This is a genomic window from Pseudomonas sp. Soil_N_39, from assembly GCF_057655955.1.
On record NZ_JBDGLI010000008.1, the window covers coordinates 195,970 to 212,644 of the forward strand.

At 63.3% G+C, this 16,675-nt stretch carries 13 protein-coding genes and 1 pseudogene; 10 read left to right on the forward strand and 4 right to left on the reverse strand.

Annotated elements, in window-relative coordinates; all coding sequences use genetic code 11:
* Positions 1 to 189 precede the first annotated feature (189 nt).
* On the reverse strand, positions 190 to 2,190 hold the full coding sequence (locus AC3A5O_RS14310; protein WP_122569478.1) for a peptidase U32 family protein: 2,001 nt from the start codon (positions 2,188 to 2,190) through the stop codon (positions 190 to 192).
* A 119-nt stretch (positions 2,191 to 2,309) separates the two neighbouring features.
* Entirely contained in the window at positions 2,310 to 3,878 is a 1,569-nt protein-coding gene (locus AC3A5O_RS14315) for a sensor domain-containing diguanylate cyclase (RefSeq protein WP_487753337.1), read from the reverse strand.
* A gap of 127 nt (positions 3,879 to 4,005) precedes the next feature.
* Between AC3A5O_RS14315 and AC3A5O_RS14320 the strand changes: the two are divergent.
* Both AC3A5O_RS14320 and AC3A5O_RS14325 read left to right on the forward strand, forming a co-directional pair.
* Positions 4,006 to 4,463, forward strand: a pseudogene (locus AC3A5O_RS14320) (metallophosphoesterase family protein).
* Positions 4,464 to 4,512: 49 nt separating this feature from the next.
* On the forward strand, positions 4,513 to 4,752 hold the full coding sequence (locus AC3A5O_RS14325; RefSeq protein ID WP_439653597.1) for a type 1 periplasmic-binding domain-containing protein: 240 nt from the start codon (positions 4,513 to 4,515) through the stop codon (positions 4,750 to 4,752).
* Positions 4,753 to 5,215: 463 nt separating this feature from the next.
* Here the strand turns inward: AC3A5O_RS14325 and AC3A5O_RS14330 are convergent, their stop codons facing one another.
* Together AC3A5O_RS14330 and AC3A5O_RS14335 are read right to left on the reverse strand one after the other, a co-directional pair.
* Positions 5,216 to 6,310, reverse strand: coding sequence for an alkene reductase (locus AC3A5O_RS14330; protein ID WP_487753338.1), 1,095 nt, complete (start codon positions 6,308 to 6,310; stop codon positions 5,216 to 5,218).
* A gap of 50 nt (positions 6,311 to 6,360) precedes the next feature.
* Positions 6,361 to 7,200 (reverse strand): pirin family protein, encoded by an 840-nt coding sequence (locus AC3A5O_RS14335; protein ID WP_305481471.1) that lies wholly within the window; start codon positions 7,198 to 7,200, stop codon positions 6,361 to 6,363.
* A gap of 122 nt (positions 7,201 to 7,322) precedes the next feature.
* Here AC3A5O_RS14335 and AC3A5O_RS14340 point away from each other — a divergent pair, with 122 nt between their 5' ends.
* The 8 genes from AC3A5O_RS14340 (at position 7,323) to AC3A5O_RS14375 (ending at position 16,609) form a co-directional block, all read left to right on the forward strand.
* Positions 7,323 to 8,243 carry a LysR family transcriptional regulator gene (locus AC3A5O_RS14340; protein WP_487753339.1) on the forward strand — a complete coding sequence of 307 codons (921 nt, stop codon included), beginning with the start codon at positions 7,323 to 7,325 and terminating at the stop codon, positions 8,241 to 8,243.
* 380 nt (positions 8,244 to 8,623) lie between these two features.
* Complete coding sequence (locus tag AC3A5O_RS14345) at positions 8,624 to 9,949, forward strand: flavin-containing monooxygenase (protein ID WP_487753340.1); 1,326 nt, start codon at positions 8,624 to 8,626, stop codon at positions 9,947 to 9,949.
* On the forward strand, positions 9,949 to 10,359 hold the full coding sequence (locus AC3A5O_RS14350) for a RidA family protein (protein WP_003201555.1): 411 nt from the start codon (positions 9,949 to 9,951) through the stop codon (positions 10,357 to 10,359). Before AC3A5O_RS14345 ends, AC3A5O_RS14350 begins: the two co-directional genes overlap by 1 nt.
* Before the next feature lie 10 nt (positions 10,360 to 10,369).
* The gene (locus AC3A5O_RS14355; protein WP_487753341.1) at positions 10,370 to 11,044 is read left to right on the forward strand and encodes a DUF1028 domain-containing protein; all 675 of its coding nucleotides are present in this window, start codon (positions 10,370 to 10,372) and stop codon (positions 11,042 to 11,044) included.
* Positions 11,037 to 12,206, forward strand: a complete 1,170-nt coding sequence (gene argE, locus AC3A5O_RS14360) for an acetylornithine deacetylase (protein ID WP_487753342.1) — start codon at positions 11,037 to 11,039, stop codon at positions 12,204 to 12,206. The genes AC3A5O_RS14355 and argE overlap by 8 nt, the downstream gene beginning before the upstream one ends.
* A 15-nt stretch (positions 12,207 to 12,221) precedes the next feature.
* The gene (locus AC3A5O_RS14365; RefSeq protein WP_487753343.1) at positions 12,222 to 13,715 is read left to right on the forward strand and encodes an aldehyde dehydrogenase; all 1,494 of its coding nucleotides are present in this window, start codon (positions 12,222 to 12,224) and stop codon (positions 13,713 to 13,715) included.
* A gap of 66 nt (positions 13,716 to 13,781) precedes the next feature.
* Positions 13,782 to 15,227 carry an APC family permease gene (locus AC3A5O_RS14370; protein WP_487753344.1) on the forward strand — a complete coding sequence of 482 codons (1,446 nt, stop codon included), beginning with the start codon at positions 13,782 to 13,784 and terminating at the stop codon, positions 15,225 to 15,227.
* Positions 15,227 to 16,609 (forward strand): aspartate aminotransferase family protein, encoded by a 1,383-nt coding sequence (locus AC3A5O_RS14375; protein WP_487753345.1) that lies wholly within the window; start codon positions 15,227 to 15,229, stop codon positions 16,607 to 16,609. Before AC3A5O_RS14370 ends, AC3A5O_RS14375 begins: the two co-directional genes overlap by 1 nt.
* Positions 16,610 to 16,675: the final 66 nt, after the last annotated feature.

Genomic DNA, 16,675 nt, shown 5'->3' on the forward strand with positions numbered 1-16,675 from the left:
GGGTGTTCACAAATCCTCAGTCCACCACAGATCCAATGTGGGAGCGGGCTTGCTCGCGATAGCGGTGGGTCAGCTTGCGTTGATGCTGGATGTGCCGCCGCTATCGCGAGCAAGCTCGCTCCCACAGGGGATCTGTGGCGGATGCCAGTTTTGTAAGTACCCACTGCCACAGGGGCGGTGGGTATGGGTTTAATGCGGTGCGCGCGGAATCGTCTTGAGCAGGTCTTCAGGGCTGATGTAGCCGACCACGGGTTGCGCCGTGCTGCCGGGCAATGGCAGGTCAAGGATGTGCCCCTTGATCTTGCCCACCACATGCATCTCGCAGGGTTTGCAGTCGAACTTCAGCGTCAGCACTTCATCGCCGTGTATCAACTGCATCGGCGCGACCTTGGTGCGCACGCCGGTGACGCCCTTGGCTTGCTTGGGGCAGAGGTTGAACGAGAAACGCAGGCAGTGCTTGGTGATCATCACCGGCACTTCACCGGTTTCCTCGTGGGCCTCGAACGCCGCATCGATCAGCTTGACCCCGTGGCGATGATAGAAATCCCGGGCCTTCTGGTTGTAGACGTTGGCCAGGAACGACAGGTGCGATTCCGGGTACACCGGCGGCGGGCTGGTCTCGGCCTTGCGGCCACCGCGCGGGTGGGCTTTGATGCGGGCGGCGGTCAGGGCTTCGATGGCTTCGCGGCGCAACGCCTTGAGCTGCGAGTTGGGGATGAAGAACGCCTGGGGCGCATCCAGCTCGATGGCGGTGGCGTGGTACTCGGTGGTGCCCAGTTGGCCGAGCAGGTCATGCAGTTGCTCCAAGGCCTGTTCCGGCTTGTTCGCCAGGCCGAATGGCCCGTCCAGGGCGACGCTGGCGCTGATGCCTTCCTCGCTGGTGGCGGTCAGTTCCAGGCGTTCTTCGCCCAGGCGCGCAACCCAGGCCAGGCCGACCCGGCGCTCGGAGGAGGTCTTGAGCAACGCTTGCTGCCAGTTGTGGTCCAGGTTGCGGCTCAGCGGATGGTTGGGGCGCAATTGGTACATCCCGGCCGGCATCTCGTTGGGCTCGACGCGGTAGCGGTAGCGCTTCTGGCCGTCCTCTTCGAATTCACCCTTGGGCTCGGCGATGTTGGCGCGGAAACCGACGACTTCGCGCTTGACCAGCACGTTGAGCCCGTCGCCGTTGGACAACGGATCGAAGGTCACCACTTGCAAGTCGCGCTTGCCGACCTTTTCCACCACGCCCACCGGCACGCCGGTAAAGGTTGGCGAATCGAAGGCGCCGATGTCGATCTTGCGCTCGCTGACGAAATAGTCGGTGCTGCCACGGTGGAAGGTCTTGTCCGGGTCGGGGACGAAGAAGTGGGCGGTACGGCCGCTGGACGCGCGGGCCAGGTCCGGGCGGTCTTCGAGGACATCGTCCAGGCGCTGGCGGTAATAGGCGGTGATGTTCTTCACATAGCCCATGTCCTTGTAGCGCCCTTCGATCTTGAACGAGCGCACGCCGGCTTCGACCAGGGCGCGGATGTTGGCGCTCTGGTTGTTGTCTTTCATCGACAGCAGGTGTTTTTCATAGGCGACTACCCGGCCCTGGTCATCCTTGAGGGTGTAGGGCAGGCGACAGGCCTGGGAGCAATCGCCACGGTTGGCGCTGCGGCCGTTCTGGGCGTGGGAGATGTTGCACTGGCCGGAAAAGGCCACGCACAGCGCACCGTGGATGAAGAACTCGATGGCCGCATCGGTCTCGTCGGCGATGGCACGGATTTCCTGCAGGTTCAGCTCACGGGCCAGGACCAGTTGCGAGAAACCGGCCTGGTCGAGGAACTTGGCCCGGGCCAGGGTGCGGATGTCGGTCTGGGTGCTGGCGTGCAGCTCGATAGGCGGGATATCCAGCTCCATCACCCCCAGGTCCTGGACGATCAACGCGTCGACACCGGCATCGTACAACTGGTGGATCAGCTGGCGGGCCGGCTCCAGTTCATTGTCGTGCAGGATGGTGTTGATGGTCGTGAACACCCGGGCGTGGTAGCGGTGGGCGAACTCCACCAGCCGGGCAATATCGCCCACCTCGTTGCAGGCGTTGTGACGCGCGCCGAAACTCGGGCCACCGATGTACACGGCGTCGGCGCCATGCAGAATGGCCTCGCGGGCGATGGTCACGTCGCGGGCGGGGCTGAGCAATTCCAGATGATGTTTGGGCAAGGACATTTGTTTTTAGTCAGGCTGGTCACGGTCGAAGCGCGCATTGTAGCCGGCAGGAGCCTTACAGGCACCTGTGGACTTGGGTTTGCACGATCCGGACCGATGCGCGGTGCTCCCCTCCGGGTTCACTCCGGCGTCGAGCCGGCGCTGCACCAACGGTTTCGCCCGGTGTTCTTGGCCAGGTACAAGAAGGCATCGGCGGCCCTGATCAACATGGCCGGGGTGACGTCTTCGCCGCTCGGCAGGCAGGTGGTGACGCCCGCGCTGATGGTCACGATGCCCAAGGGATGGTCGCCGTGTTCGATGTTCAAGGCCCTGACGGCTTCGAGGATTTGCTGCGCGACCTTGGCGGCCCCGGCGCTGTCGGTGTTGGGCAGCAACATGGTGAATTCTTCACCGCCATAGCGGACCGCCAGGTCACCCGGCCTTTTGATGGTCTGCCTGAGCGCGGCGGCGATCGCCCGCAGGCAATCGTCGCCGGCGGCATGGCCGTACCTGTCGTTGAAACGCTTGAAGTAATCGACGTCGAGCATGATCAGGGCCAGGGAGGAACCCTGGCGCCTTGCCAGACGGATTTCATCGGCCAAGGCGATGTCCAGGCGCCTGCGGTTGCCCAGCCCGGTCAGGCTATCGGTCAGCGCCATGTCGCGCATGGCCTGGTGGGCGCTGCGAATCTGTTTCTCCATGGTCATGCGGTAGCGCAGCTGGCTCAACACGATGAGCCCGAAGCCCACCAGTATCGCGATCAGGAAAATCAGCACCAGACCGGTCTTGAACAGGTCGCGGCGCCAGGGTGCGATGATCGATTCGCGGGACAAGCCGGCTTCCACCACCAGCGGATACGTGGTCAAGGCCCGGTAGCCGTACAGGCGCTCGGTGTCATCGACGACGGCCCTGGCTTCGGCAACCCCTTGATTGGAGGTGGGTAAATGTTCCCGGAAGATCACGCTGTTGACGAGGCTCTTGCCAATCACCGACGCGACGAAAGGACGTCGGACCAGGATCGTTCCGCTGCGCTTGGCCAGGACCAGCGCGCCTTTGCCATCGATTTTGAAGTCGCCGTAGTAGTCGACGAAATAGCTGACCTTCACGGTCCCCAGCAATACGCCGGCAAACGAGCCATCGGGGTTGTTCAAGCGGCGGGAAATGGGAATGATCAGGTCGTTGGTGGAACGGCTCTTGACGACGTCGCCGATGCGCACCCCTTGATCCTCGTGGGTGCGGTGGTATTGGAAGTAGTCGCGGTCGGCGTTGTTCGCCATTTCCGGGATCACTTCCTTGTCCGTCACCAGCCATTGACCGTCCGGGCCGTAGATAAACAGCCCATGCAGTTGCGGCATGATGGCGGCTTGCTGCACCAATAGCTTATGGATGCGCGGAACGTCCATGTTCTGCAGGCCGTCGCCCTCCACGCGTTCGGCGAGGGCGGCGGTAACCACATCCACTTGTCGAATCGTATCTTCGGCGTGCTGGGCGGTCGCCCGTGCCAGGTTCGTCACCGAATCCCGGGCAGACGCAAACGCGGCGCGGTAGTCGCGCCAGGTCCGCCAGCCTTCGACGGCCAGGAAGGCGATGACGACCACGAGCATGAAACTCACGGTCAACCGAAATGCAGCTCCGGCCCGCACAGCCTGCTGGGAAAAGGCTTCATTGGGGCTTTCGATCTTGGGCTCTGGCTGCTTGCGTCCGAGCATTGACATATCCTTTCCACGATGGGTCTGCACCTTTCACGACGCAGCCTATCCTATTCGAATTCAGCATGTTAGCTAACTGCGACGAGGCAGGTATAAGCGGCGGCACAGGATTGGGGAGAAAGGTTTCATGAAAGTTGGCGTCATTTCCGATACCCACGGCCTGCTGCGCCCCGAAGCGCTTAACGCGCTGCAAGGCTGTGAGCGGATCATTCATGCCGGTGATATCGGCAGCCCGGACATCCTCGACGCCCTGGCTTCCATCGGCGAGCTGCACGTGGTGCGCGGGAACAACGATCTGGAGGCCGAGTGGGCAGGGCACCTTGCCGATTGCCTGCAATTCGACCTGGGGGGGTGGCCGGTACTGCTGGTCCATGACATCGCGGATGTGCCGGCGCCACTCGAACCCGGCGTGAGACTGGTGATCACTGGCCATTCCCATAAACCACTGATCGAATGGCGGGGCGAGCGGCTCTACCTCAACCCTGGCAGCGCCGGCCGGCGGCGGTTCAAGCTGCCGGTGACGCTGCCAGGGTTGAGGTGAGTGAACAGGCGATCGAGCCGCGGCTAGTCCGGTTATTGGAATGAATCCGTTTACCTGAAGTACTTGTCGACGTAGGCCTGGATTTCCTTGCGCATGAAACGCCCGGATTCATCGGCCCGTTCCTCCCAGCCGAACACGCACGCAGTGGTGTGCCACGACCTGACTCCTTTGACACGGAAGACGGGGCTGGTCCAGGCGGTGCTGTCCCATCCCGTGGTGACCATGGCCGAACAGGCGATCGCAGCACTGGTCGAGGCCACGAGCGTCACACAGCCAGGCCCGGCGCCGAGGCGGGTGGTGCCGCTTCAGATCGATGTGCCGGAAAGCACCTGACTGTTTGATGCATTCTGAGCCACCGCTATCGCGAGCAAGCTCGCTCCCACAGGGGATTGATGGTGGATGTAGATATTGCGGCCAACCGGCAACAGTGTGGGAGCGAGCTTGCTCGCGATGGCGGTATCAGATTCGACATCATTGTTGGCTGACAATCCGCATTCGCGAGCAAGCCCGCTCCCACAGGAGATTGATGGTGGATGTAGATATTGCGGCCGACCGGCAACAGTGTGGGAGCGAGCTTGCTCGCGATGGCGGTATCAGATTCGACATCATTGTTGGCTGACACTCCGCATTCGCGAGCAAGCTCGCTCCCACAGGGGACTTGCGCCACCGGAAGATCGGGGAGGACCTGGATCAAATGTGGGAGCGAGCCTGCTCGCGAATGCGGTGTGTCAGTCAACCTCCATATCGACTGACTTGACGCCATCGCGAGCAGGCTTGCTCCCACAGGTCTCGGTTATTAAGCCTCTTGGCCTGCTTGGGCCTTGGCCAGGGTCGGATAGTCCGTATAACCACGCTCGTCGCCTTGATAGAACGTCGACGCATCAGGGGGGGGCAGCGCCTGGCCCCGTTTGAAACGCTCCACCAGGTCCGGGTTCGCCAGGAACGGTGTGCCGAACGCCACCAGATCTGCTTCACCGCGGCTGATGGCGGTGGCGGCACGTTCGGCGCTGTAGCCGCCATTGGCGATGTAGGGCCCGCCGAAGCGGCGCTTGAGCTCCCGGAAGTCGAACGGGCCTTCGCCCAGTTCCACGATGTGCAGGTAAGCCAGGCCATAGCGGCTGAGCATCCTGGCGGTGTAGTCGAAAGTGGCTTGTGGGTGGCTGTCGCTCATCGAGAAGTAGCTGAAGATCGGCGACAGGCGCACACCGACACGGCTGGCCCCGAAGACTTCGATCACCGACTCGACGACCTCCTTGAGGAAACGGGCGCGATTCTCGACCGAGCCGCCGTAGGCATCGGTGCGTTGGTTGGTGCCGTCACGCAGGAACTGGTCGATCAGGTAGCCATTGGCGCCGTGAATTTCCACGCCGTCGAAACCGGCCTGTTTCGCGTTGACGGCAGCCTGGCGGAAGTCGGCGATCACGCCGGGGATTTCATCGAGCTCCAGCGCCCGTGGCAGTTCATAGGGCTTGAGGCCTTCGGGGGTGTAGATCTCGCCATCGGCCTTGATCGCCGAGGGGGCAACGGGTTGGGCGCCGTTGACTTGCACCAAGGGATGGGAAAGACGGCCCACGTGCCAGAGCTGCAAAAACATCTGCCCACCCTCGGCATGGACCGCGTCGGTCACCTGTTTCCAGCCAGTGATTTGCTCAGGGGTGAAAATCCCCGGCGTTCTCAGGTAACCCTTGCCCTGGGCCGACACCTGGGAGCCTTCGCTGATGATCAGGCCGGCGCTGGCGCGTTGGCTGTAATACTCGGCCATCAGGGCCGTGGCCGCATCGCCTGCTCCGGCACGGCTGCGGGTCATCGGCGCCATGATCATGCGGTTTTTCAGGGACAGCTTGCCGAGTTGAACTCGGGACAACAGAAGATCGAGACCGATGTCAGTCATGATTCACCTCTAAGGGATCGGTTAAGAACAGGGATTGAATCGAGGGTCGGTCAGCCCAACCGACCCTCTTGCTGCAAAAGGGCGCCGATGCGCTGGATTTCTTGCTCGCCTTTCTCCAGAGCCGCCACGCTGGTGTGCACCGAGTAGTGGCCCATCACCAAGTCATGGGGATGCTTGACCGCCGAACCGAGCACGAAGGACGTCGCGCCCCGGGCCACGATGTCGATGGCCGCGCCGGACTCTTCGAATACCACCATTTCCCCTGCATTGGCGTTGCCGCCCGCATCGAGGCTGCCGCTGTTGACCGCCAGCCAGGCAACGCTGTGCCCGGCCGGTGGTGTGTAGCGCCAGTGCTCGTTGTCCTGCAATTGCACGGCGAGGTAATTCATGCCCGCTGGCGCCGTAACAGGGCTGCGGGTCGCGCCGTATTGGCCGAGCAATACCCGCGCCGGACCTTCACGGGGGATCTCGGAGGGTGCCAGATAGAGGCTGTGGGGCGGGGCATTTTCTTCAGCCGCCGGCAGCGCCACCCAGAGCTGGAAGCCTTGGATCGGCGAACTGGCGACCGGCCGCCCGCTGTGCCATACACCGTTGCCGGCTTGCATCCATTCCACGCCGCCGCTGGGCAGTGTGCCGGATTGGCCGGTGGTGTCTTCGTAAATCACCTGGCCTTCGATCAGATAGGTCAGCGTGGCGATTCCAGAGTGAGGGTGCATGCCGAATCCCCTTTGCATGGCGTCGGCCTTGGCGGCAATGCGATCGAGAAACACGAACGGCTTGCAGAGCTGGCCCAGGTCGCCGGGGCTCATGAGTCGGGTGATCGGCCCGTGGCTGCTGCCGGAAGTGCGATGGACGATGACGCGCGGCGGTGCTGCGACGATGCTGTTCATGGGATTGCCTCCAAGTCTTGGGCGTTGGGCCTCGATGGGAGAAGGATAAGTGCCTGCCAATGGATTGATTAGCCGATACAATCGGATTGAACTCATCCATTAAACGAAGGAATGTCGGCGCCATGCTCGATCTCAACGATGTCGCGCTGTTTGTCCAGGTGGTCCGCAGCGGCAGCTTCGCCGAGGCGGCCAGGCGCTTGGGCATGCCTGCCAACACCGTCAGCCGCCGGGTCCAACAGTTGGAGGCGCAGTTGGAGTCGCGACTTCTGCAGCGCTCGACCCGCAAACTCACGTTGACCCAGGTGGGCCAGGGGTTTTATGAGCGCTGCGTGGAGGCGGTGGATGGTCTGATGGATGCAGGGCAGGAACTGATGATGGGTAGCGAAGAGCCCAGCGGCCTGGTGCGTATCGCGGCGCCGGCGGATTTTTTCGATTTTTTCCCGATGGAATGGGTGGCCGACTTTTTAGCCGCACACCCTCGTGTGCAACTCGATTTTGTGCTCAGCGATGCCCGTGTCGACCTGATTGCCGACCGCATCGACGTGGCCTTTCGCGGCGGTCCGCTGCAGGACTCGGGGTATGTCGGTCGCCAACTGCTGCAGAACGACGGTGACGGCATGGTTGCCAGTCCCGCCTACATTGCCGCACGCGGCGTACCGCGTTCGCTGCAGGACCTGGCTCACCACGACGGCGTGAGCTTCGCCCACCCCAGCGGCTTGACCGACTGGCGACTCGTCGGCCCGGACGGTATCGAGGAACACGTGCAGATCGCCAGCCGATTCCACGCCAACACCGCCCAGGCGTTGCGTAGGGCAACCGTCGCCGGTCTGGGCATCGCCGTGCTGCCAGGGGCACTGAGCGCTCTCGACCTGGAAGCCGAAAGACTGGTGCGCGTGCTGCCGCAGTACCAACGCAGCGGCTTCGGCCTGAATGTGCTGTATCCGAGCCGGCGGCAGTTGCCGCTGGCGGTTTCGGCGTTCATCGGGTTGGTGATGGAGAAGCTGGAGCTCAAGGCGTTTCCGGCGCGCACACAAAAAATCTGACACTGCCCATTTGTGCCGCTCCTGGATATTGTGGCGAGGGGATTTATCCCCGCTGGGCTGCGCAGCAGCCCTTCTAAGCAGTCAACTCAATCTGCCTGACACACCGGGTTGTTGGTATTAGGGCCGCTCCGCGCCCCAGCGGGGATAAATCCCCTCGCCACAGTGACTCGCCTCGTCCCAGTGATCAGCACGCTCGCGCAGTAGCCCATTTTTTTCCTTCCCAGCAACGACAAAAACCCTCGTTTCGCAAATCCCCGCCTGCCAACACAATCGCCTCGACACCTCATCTCGATCACCGCAACCGCAAAACAACAAGAAAACCGAACCCGAGGCGGCGCCATGCCTGCCTGAACCAAACCTACTGCCGGAAGTGCACAAACATGCCTGATGAAACCCTACGCATCGATACGCTTGTTATAGGCGCCGGCCAGGCCGGCGTGGCCATGAGTGAGCACTTGAGCCGGCAAGGCGTGCCTCATCTCGTCGTGGAGCGCAGCCGCATTGCCGAGGCCTGGCGCACGGCGCGTTGGGATTCGCTGGTGGCCAACGGGCCGGCCTGGCATGACCGCTTTCCGGGGCTGGAATTCGAAGGGCTCGACCCGGATGCCTTCGCGACGAAGGACCAGGTGGCCGATTACTTCGAAGCCTATGCCCGTAAATTCAATGCACCGATCCGTACCGGCGTTGAGGTCAAGGGCGTGGAGCGCAATGTCGGCCGTCCGGGCTTCAGCGTTGAAACTTCCGAAGGCCTGATCGAAGCGATCCATGTGGTCGTCGCCACCGGGCCCTTCCAGCGGCCGGTGATCCCACCGATTGCACCGGATATGGCCACGGTCACCCAGCTTCACTCGGCCCAGTATCGTAACCCCGGGCAATTGCCCGAGGGGGCGGTGTTGGTGGTGGGGGCGGGGTCGTCGGGCGTGCAGATCGCCGATGAACTGCGGCGCGCTGGCAAGCAGGTCTATCTCTCGGTGGGGGCCCACGACCGCCCGCCACGGGCCTATCGCAACCGCGATTTCTGCTGGTGGCTGGGCGTGCTGGGCGAATGGGATGCGGAGGCGGTCCAGCCGGGCAAGGAGCACGTCACCATCGCCGTGAGCGGTGCCCGTGGCGGCCATACCGTGGATTTTCGCCGGCTGGCCCACGAGGGCATCACCCTGGTGGGGCTGACCAAATCGTTCAACGGCAATGTGGTGAGCTTCGAACCGAATCTTGCCGACAACATCGCCCGCGGCGACGAAAACTACCTGGCGCTGCTGGATGCCGCCGACGCCTACATTGCCCGTAACGGCCTGGACCTGCCGCTCGAACCTGAAGCCCGCCACCTGCTGCCCGACCCGCAATGCCTGACCCAGCCGATCCTGGAACTGGACCTGCTCGCCACCGGCGTGACCAGCGTCATCTGGGCCACCGGCTACTCGGTGGATTACAGCTGGCTGAAGGTCGACGCCCTCGGCGCCAATGGCAAGCCTCGGCATCAGCGTGGCGTTTGCAGTGAGCCTGGCCTGTATTTCGTCGGCTTGCCGTGGTTGTCACGTCGAGGCTCGGCGTTCATCTGGGGTGTCTGGCATGACGCCCGGCATATTGCCGACCACATCGTGAAGCAACGCATTTACCTCGCTTATCAAGATGCTGCCCAGCGCCAGGCCCCGGCACTCGACAGCGATTCACACCGTTCGAAAACCAGTCTCTCGGGAGTCCGCTGATGCCTACTCACACACGTATTCGCATGTTCAATACCAAGGACACCTACCCGAACCAGACGCTGGACAACGACCTGTGCCAGGCCGTGCGCGCCGGCAACACCGTCTACGTGCGCGGCCAGGTCGGCACCGACTTCAACGGCCAACTGGTGGGCCTTGGCGATCCTCGCGCCCAGGCCGAGCAGGCCATGCGCAACGTCAAGCAGTTGCTGGAGGAGGCCGGCAGCGACCTGAGCCACATCGTCAAGACCACCACGTACCTGATCGACCCGCGCTATCGCGAACCGGTGTACCAGGAGGTCGGCAAGTGGCTCAAGGGCGTGTTTCCGATCTCCACCGGGTTGGTGGTCAGTGCCCTGGGCCAGCCGCAGTGGCTGATGGAAATCGACGTGATCGCGGTGATCCCTGAATAAGGAGCGGAACATGACCTTTTCCATCGTTGGACGCTGTGCCGAAACCGGCCAGTTGGGCATTGCCATCAGCTCCTCGAGCATTGCCGTCGGTGCCCGTTGCCCCTGGTTGCGCGCGGGCGTCGGCGCGGTGTCGAGCCAGAACATCACCCTGCCGGCCCTGGGACCACAGATTCTCGATGAACTGGCCGGCGGCCTGGCGGCACAAGCGGCGTTGGAGCGGACCCTGCCGCGCAACGGCTACAGCCAATACCGCCAGGTGGCGGTGATCGATGCCGAAGGGCGCACGGCGATGTTCAGCGGCGAGCATACCCTGGGCACCCACAACGCGGTGGCCGGTGAGCAATGCGTGGCGGCCGGCAATCTGTTGGCCAACGCTGCGGTGATCGAGGCCATGGTCACGGCCTTCGAACACAGCGGTGGCTGTCTTGCGTCACGCTTGATGAGCGCGTTGCAGGCCGGGCAAGCGGCGGGCGGGGAGGCCGGGGCGGTGCATTCGGCGGCGCTGTCGGTGGTCGATGACCTGACCTGGCCCATCGTCGATCTGCGGGTGGACTGGGCCGAGAACAACCCCATCGGCGAGCTGGAACAGCTCTGGCTCGCCTATCAGCCGCAATTGCAGGATTACCTGACCCGTGCGCTCAACCCGACCCTGGCGCCGAGTTATGGAGTGCCGGGCGATGAGTGAGCTGCGCAGTCGCGCGCTGCTCGCCAAGCTGGTGGGCTTTGCCACGGTCAGCCGCGATTCGAACCTGGCCTTGATCGAGTTCGTGCGCGACTACTTGCAAGAGCTCGGCGTGAACAGCGAGCTGATCTACAACGCCGAGCGAACCAAGGCCAACCTGCTGGCGAGCATTGGCCCGTCGGTGCCCGGTGGCGTGGTGTTGTCCGGACACACCGATGTGGTGCCGGTGGACGGGCAGGCCTGGACGGTCGATCCGTTCTGCCTGACCGAGATGGACGGCAAATGGTTCGGGCGGGGCACGGCGGATATGAAGGGCTACCTGGCCTCGGTGCTCGCGGCGGTGCCGGTGTTCTTGTCCAGCCCGCTGCGGCGACCGGTGCACCTGGCGTTTTCCTATGACGAAGAGGTGGGTTGCCTGGGCGTTCACAGCTTGCTGGAGGTGTTGGTCCGGCGAGTTCCGCAACCGGCCCTGTGCCTGATTGGCGAACCCACCCAGCTCCGACCGGTGCTGGGGCACAAAGGCAAGCTGGCGATGCGTTGCCATGTCCGAGGGGCGGCCTGCCATTCGGCCTATGCCCCTTACGGGGTCAACGCTATCGAACAGGCGGTGCGCCTGATCGGACGGTTGGGCGAGATCGGTGCGCAGCTGGCCGAACCCTCACGGCACGACCTGCGCTTCGACCCGGCGTTCTCCACGGTGCAGGTCGGGGTAATCCATGGCGGCACGGCACTGAACATCGTCCCGGCCGACTGCCGTTTCGATTTCGAAGTGCGCGCCTTGCCGGATTTCGATCCCTATGGGGTGGCCGAGCAATTGCAAGGTTATGCCGAGCAGACCCTGCTACCGGCAATGCAGGCGGTGGCGCGGGATACGGCGATCCGCTTCGAACCGCTGTCGGCCTACCCGGGCCTGGCCACGTCGCCCGACAGCGCGCCCGCCCAACTGGTTGCGCGGCTGTGCGGTAGTGACGCCTTCAGCACGGTCGCCTTTGGCACCGAAGGCGGCCTGTTCCACCAGGCCGGCGTGCCGACGGTGGTCTGTGGCCCCGGCAGCATGGACCAGGGGCACAAGCCCGACGAATACGTGAGCGTTGAACAAATGGCCGCCTGCGATCGCTTGATGGATCGGTTGGCGAGCCATCTCTGCACCCCCAACGACATCTGACCGAAGGACATTGCGGTGAACGATTTCAATGACTGGAAAACCCGGGCGGCAAACCTGCGCCTGCGTGACAGCGCCCTGATTGACGGCGAACCGTGCGAGGCGCTCGACGGTGCCCGCTTCGCGGTCATCAACCCGGCCAACGGCAAGCGGCTGGCGAATGTGGTGGCTTGCGGTGAACGGGACGTCGACCTTGCAGTCGTGAGTGCACGAAAGGCTTTCGAACAAGGCCCTTGGGCGCGCATGGCACCGACCGAGCGCAAAGCCGTGCTGTTGCGCCTGTCGCAGTTGATGTTGGCCCATCGCGAAGAGCTGGCGCTGCTGGATTCCTTGAGCATGGGCAAGCCGGTGATGGACGCCTGGAATATCGACGTGCCCGGCGCTGCGCATGTGTTCGCCTGGTATGGCGAAAGCCTCGACAAACTCTACGACCAGGTCGCTCCTTCCGCGGCGAACGTCCTGGCCACCATCACCCGTGTACCGCTGGGTGTGATCGCGGCGGTGGTGCCGTGGAATTTCCCGTTGGACATGGCCGCCTGGAAACTCGCGCCGGCGCTGGCCGCCGGCAACAGCGTGGTGCTCAAGCCCGCCGAGCAGTCACCGTTCTCAGCCCTGCGCCTGGCCGAACTGGCCCTGGAAGCGGGGTTGCCACCCGGGGTGCTCAACGTTGTGCCGGGCCTTGGCGAGCAGGCGGGGCGGGCATTGGGCTTGCACCCGGACGTCGATTCGCTGGTGTTCACCGGCTCCACCGAAGTCGGCAAGTACTTCATGCAGTACTCGGCCCAGTCGAACCTCAAGCAGGTCTGGCTGGAGTGCGGCGGCAAGAGCCCGAACCTGGTGTTCGCCGACTGCCAGGACCTGGACCTGGCGGCACAGAAAGCCGCGTTCGGGATCTTCTTCAACCAGGGCGAAGTCTGCTCGGCCAACTCACGGCTGCTGGTGCAGCGTTCGATCCACGATGAGTTCGTCGAACGCCTGATCGATCAGGCGCGCCTGTGGCAGCCGGGCAATCCGCTGGATCCGTCGAGTCGTGCCGGGGCCATTGTCGATGCGCGCCAGACCGCGCGAATCATGCAGTACATCCAGCAGGCCCAGGCCGAAGGCGCGAGCCTGGTCTGCGGTGGTCGCCAGCTGGACTTCGAGGGTTCGAGCAACTTCATCGAACCGACGATTTTTACCTACGTGCACCCGGCCATGCAGTTGGCCCGGGAAGAAGTGTTCGGGCCTGTATTGGCAATCAGCGTCTTCGATGACGAAGAACAGGCTATCGCCATGGCCAACGAACACATCTATGGGCTGGCGGCGTCCTTGTGGACCGACGATCTGAACCGCGCCCATCGCGTAGCACGGCGCCTGAACGCCGGCACGGTGTCGGTGAACACCGTGGATGCGCTGGACGTCACGGTGCCCTTCGGTGGCGGCAAACAGTCGGGCTTCGGTCGCGACCTGTCGCTGCATGCGTTCGACAAATACACGCAACTCAAGACCACCTGGATCCAGCTGCGCGGCTGACGACCCCAGCACAGGCTTCACCCGCAATCGATTTGTTCTCCCTAAAACAAGAAAATGGAGCAACCGATGGACAGTTCCTCAAGCGTGCCGCTACAAACCGTTATCCCCTCGCTGGCAGGCCCGCGCCGACGTTTGGGCCTGAGCGCCCTGTTGGCGGTGGCCGTGGGCCTGGTGGTTTCCCAGGGTGTCATGGTGCTGATGCTGCAAGGCGCCGGCATCGCCGGCATGGGTTTTGTCATTCCGTTGATCCTGGCCTGGCTGCTGGCCTTGAGTTACGCCTGTTCGTTCTCGGAACTGGCGTTGATGATTCCCCGTGCTGGCAGCCTGAGCAGTTACACCGAAGTCGCCATCGGCCAGTTCCCGGCGATCCTGGCAACGTTCTCCGGCTATGTGGTGGTGGCGATGTTTGCCCTGTCGGCGGAGTTGCTGCTGATGGAATTCATCATCGACAAGGTTTATCCGCAGTCAATGCCACCGCTGAGCGTAGCCCTTGGCGTGCTGTGCCTGTTCACCGTGCTCAACCTGTTCAACATCGATATTTTCTCGCGCTTGCAGACTGTCTTGGCGCTGGTGATGACGGTGATGTTGCTGGTCATGGGGCTGGGTGCGCTGGCAAGCGATGGCGCCAGCAGCGTGTCGATGCTAGTGGCGGATTCTGGCTGGAACCCCATGGGGCTCGGTGTGATTGCCCTGGCGGCGATGGCCGTGTGGGGTTTCGTCGGGGCTGAGTTCGTCTGTCCGCTGGTGGAAGAAACGCGCCGTCCGGAGCGCAACATTCCGGCCTCGATGATGATCGGTCTCACCGTGATCTTCGTGGTCATTTGCCTGTATTGCCTGGGGGCTCTGCTCACCGTTCCACAAGCGGAGCTGGCCAGCAATGGTCTGCCCCATTATCTGTTCGCCACCACGGTGTTCGGTGAGGCGGGACAGGTATTCCTGGTGACCGCCGCGATCACCGCTACGTGCAGCACGCTCAACAGTTCCCTCGCCGCCATCCCGCGCATGTTGCTCGGCATGGCCCGCAGTGGGCAGGCGTTTGGGGTCTTCAAGCGGCAGGGCAAGCGCAGTGGCGCGCCGTGGGTCGCGGTGCTGTTTGTCGCAGCGGTGACCGGCTTGCCGTTGCTGCTGATGCACGACAGCCCTGACGCCATCAACCTTCTGCTGCTGGCTGCCGCACTGGCCTGGCTGCTGGCCTACATCATCACCCACGTCAATGTGATTGCTCTGCGTCGACGCTACCCCCATGTGCATCGGCCGTTCCGTACGCCGTTCTACCCATTGCCCCAGCTGTTCGGCATCGCCGGCATGCTCTTTGCCATCTGGCATGTATCCCCCAGCCCCGAAATGACCGTTCCGATCTTCGCCAGCGCTGGCGCGGTGCTGGGCATCGTTTCGCTGATTGCGGTGGTGTGGGTCAAGTGCGTGATGGGCAAACCATTGTTCAAGCCCGAGCCGCTGGCGTCCGCCCAGGACACCGAAGCCTTCAAGACCAATAAGCAAGGAGACCTCTGATGAATGCGCCACTGAATCCAAACCGCACGACCCGCGAATACCAGGCGCTGGACGCCGCGCACCACATTCATGCGTTTCTCGACCAGAAAGCCCTCAATGCCGAAGGGCCCCGGGTGATCGTTCGGGGTGAAGGCCTGGCGCTGTGGGACAACGACGGCAAACGCTACCTGGACGGCATGTCGGGCCTGTGGTGCACCAACCTGGGCTACGGTCGCCAGGACCTGGCCGCCGCGGCGAGCCGTCAGTTGGAGCAGTTGCCTTACTACAACATGTTCTTCCACACCACCCATCCGGCCGTGGTGGAACTGTCGGAACTGCTGTTCAGCCTGCTACCGGGTCACTACAGCCACGCCATCTACACCAACTCCGGCTCCGAGGCGAACGAGGTGCTGATTCGCACCGTGCGTCGTTATTGGCAGATTCTCGGCAAGCCCCAGAAGAAGGTCATGATTGGCCGCTGGAACGGCTACCACGGCTCGACCCTGGGCGCTTCGGCCCTGGGCGGCATGAAGTTCATGCACGAGATGGGCGGGGTGATTCCGGATGTCACCCACATCGATGAACCCTACTGGTTCGCCCATGAAGGTGACCTGACGCCTGCCGAGTTCGGCCTGCGTGCCGCTCGGCAACTGGAGGAAAAAATTCTCGAGTTGGGCGCGGAGAACGTCGCGGCGTTCGTCGCCGAACCTTTCCAGGGCGCTGGCGGCATGATCTTCCCACCTGAGAGCTATTGGCCGGAAATCCAGCGCATCTGCCGCCAGTACGACGTGCTGTTGTGCGCCGACGAGGTGATCGGCGGCTTCGGGCGCACCGGCGAATGGTTCGCCCATGAGTATTTCGGCTTCGAACCCGACACCTTGTCCATCGCCAAGGGCCTGACCAGCGGCTACATCCCCATGGGCGGGCTGATCCTGTCCAAGCGCATGGCCGAGGTGCTGGTGGAGCAGGGCGGTGTCTTCGCCCACGGCCTGACGTATTCCGGGCACCCGGTAGCTGCGGCGGTGGCGATTGCCAACCTCAAGGCCCTGCGTGACGAGGGCATTGTCACCCGGGTCAAGGAAGACACCGGGCCGTACTTGCAGCGTTGTTTGCGCGAAGCCTTCGGCGGGCATCCGCTGATTGGCGAGATCCAGGGCGCCGGCATGGTGGCGGCCCTGCAACTGGCCGAAGACAAGGCCAGCCGCAAGCGCTTCGCCAATGAGAACGACATGGCCTGGCAATGCCGCACCTTTGGTTTTGAGGAGGGCCTGATCATTCGCTCCACCCTGGGCCGGATGATCATGGCCCCGGCGCTGGTCGCCAGCCATGCCGACATCAACGAACTGGTCGACAAGACCCGTATTGCTGTAGATCGCACCGCCCGCGCTTACGGTCGCCTCTGAGTCCCGTCACCGGCTCGTGCGGGCGAGCCGGCATTTTCGAGGAACCGCTTCATGTCCAGATCCTTG

What these genes read in the sequence shown, in the direction of transcription:
- AC3A5O_RS14310 (WP_122569478.1), bottom strand. Translation starts at nt 2,190, where the DNA reads ATGTCCTTGCCCAAACATCATCTGGAATTGCTCAGCCCCGCCCGCGAC.
- AC3A5O_RS14315 (WP_487753337.1), bottom strand. Translation starts at nt 3,878, where the DNA reads ATGCTCGGACGCAAGCAGCCAGAGCCCAAGATCGAAAGCCCCAATGAA.
- AC3A5O_RS14325 (WP_439653597.1), top strand. Translation starts at nt 4,513, where the DNA reads ATGAAACGCCCGGATTCATCGGCCCGTTCCTCCCAGCCGAACACGCAC.
- AC3A5O_RS14330 (WP_487753338.1), bottom strand. Translation starts at nt 6,310, where the DNA reads ATGACTGACATCGGTCTCGATCTTCTGTTGTCCCGAGTTCAACTCGGC.
- AC3A5O_RS14335 (WP_305481471.1), bottom strand. Translation starts at nt 7,200, where the DNA reads ATGAACAGCATCGTCGCAGCACCGCCGCGCGTCATCGTCCATCGCACT.
- AC3A5O_RS14340 (WP_487753339.1), top strand. Translation starts at nt 7,323, where the DNA reads ATGCTCGATCTCAACGATGTCGCGCTGTTTGTCCAGGTGGTCCGCAGC.
- AC3A5O_RS14345 (WP_487753340.1), top strand. Translation starts at nt 8,624, where the DNA reads ATGCCTGATGAAACCCTACGCATCGATACGCTTGTTATAGGCGCCGGC.
- AC3A5O_RS14350 (WP_003201555.1), top strand. Translation starts at nt 9,949, where the DNA reads ATGCCTACTCACACACGTATTCGCATGTTCAATACCAAGGACACCTAC.
- AC3A5O_RS14355 (WP_487753341.1), top strand. Translation starts at nt 10,370, where the DNA reads ATGACCTTTTCCATCGTTGGACGCTGTGCCGAAACCGGCCAGTTGGGC.
- argE (WP_487753342.1), top strand. Translation starts at nt 11,037, where the DNA reads ATGAGTGAGCTGCGCAGTCGCGCGCTGCTCGCCAAGCTGGTGGGCTTT.
- AC3A5O_RS14370 (WP_487753344.1), top strand. Translation starts at nt 13,782, where the DNA reads ATGGACAGTTCCTCAAGCGTGCCGCTACAAACCGTTATCCCCTCGCTG.
- AC3A5O_RS14375 (WP_487753345.1), top strand. Translation starts at nt 15,227, where the DNA reads ATGAATGCGCCACTGAATCCAAACCGCACGACCCGCGAATACCAGGCG.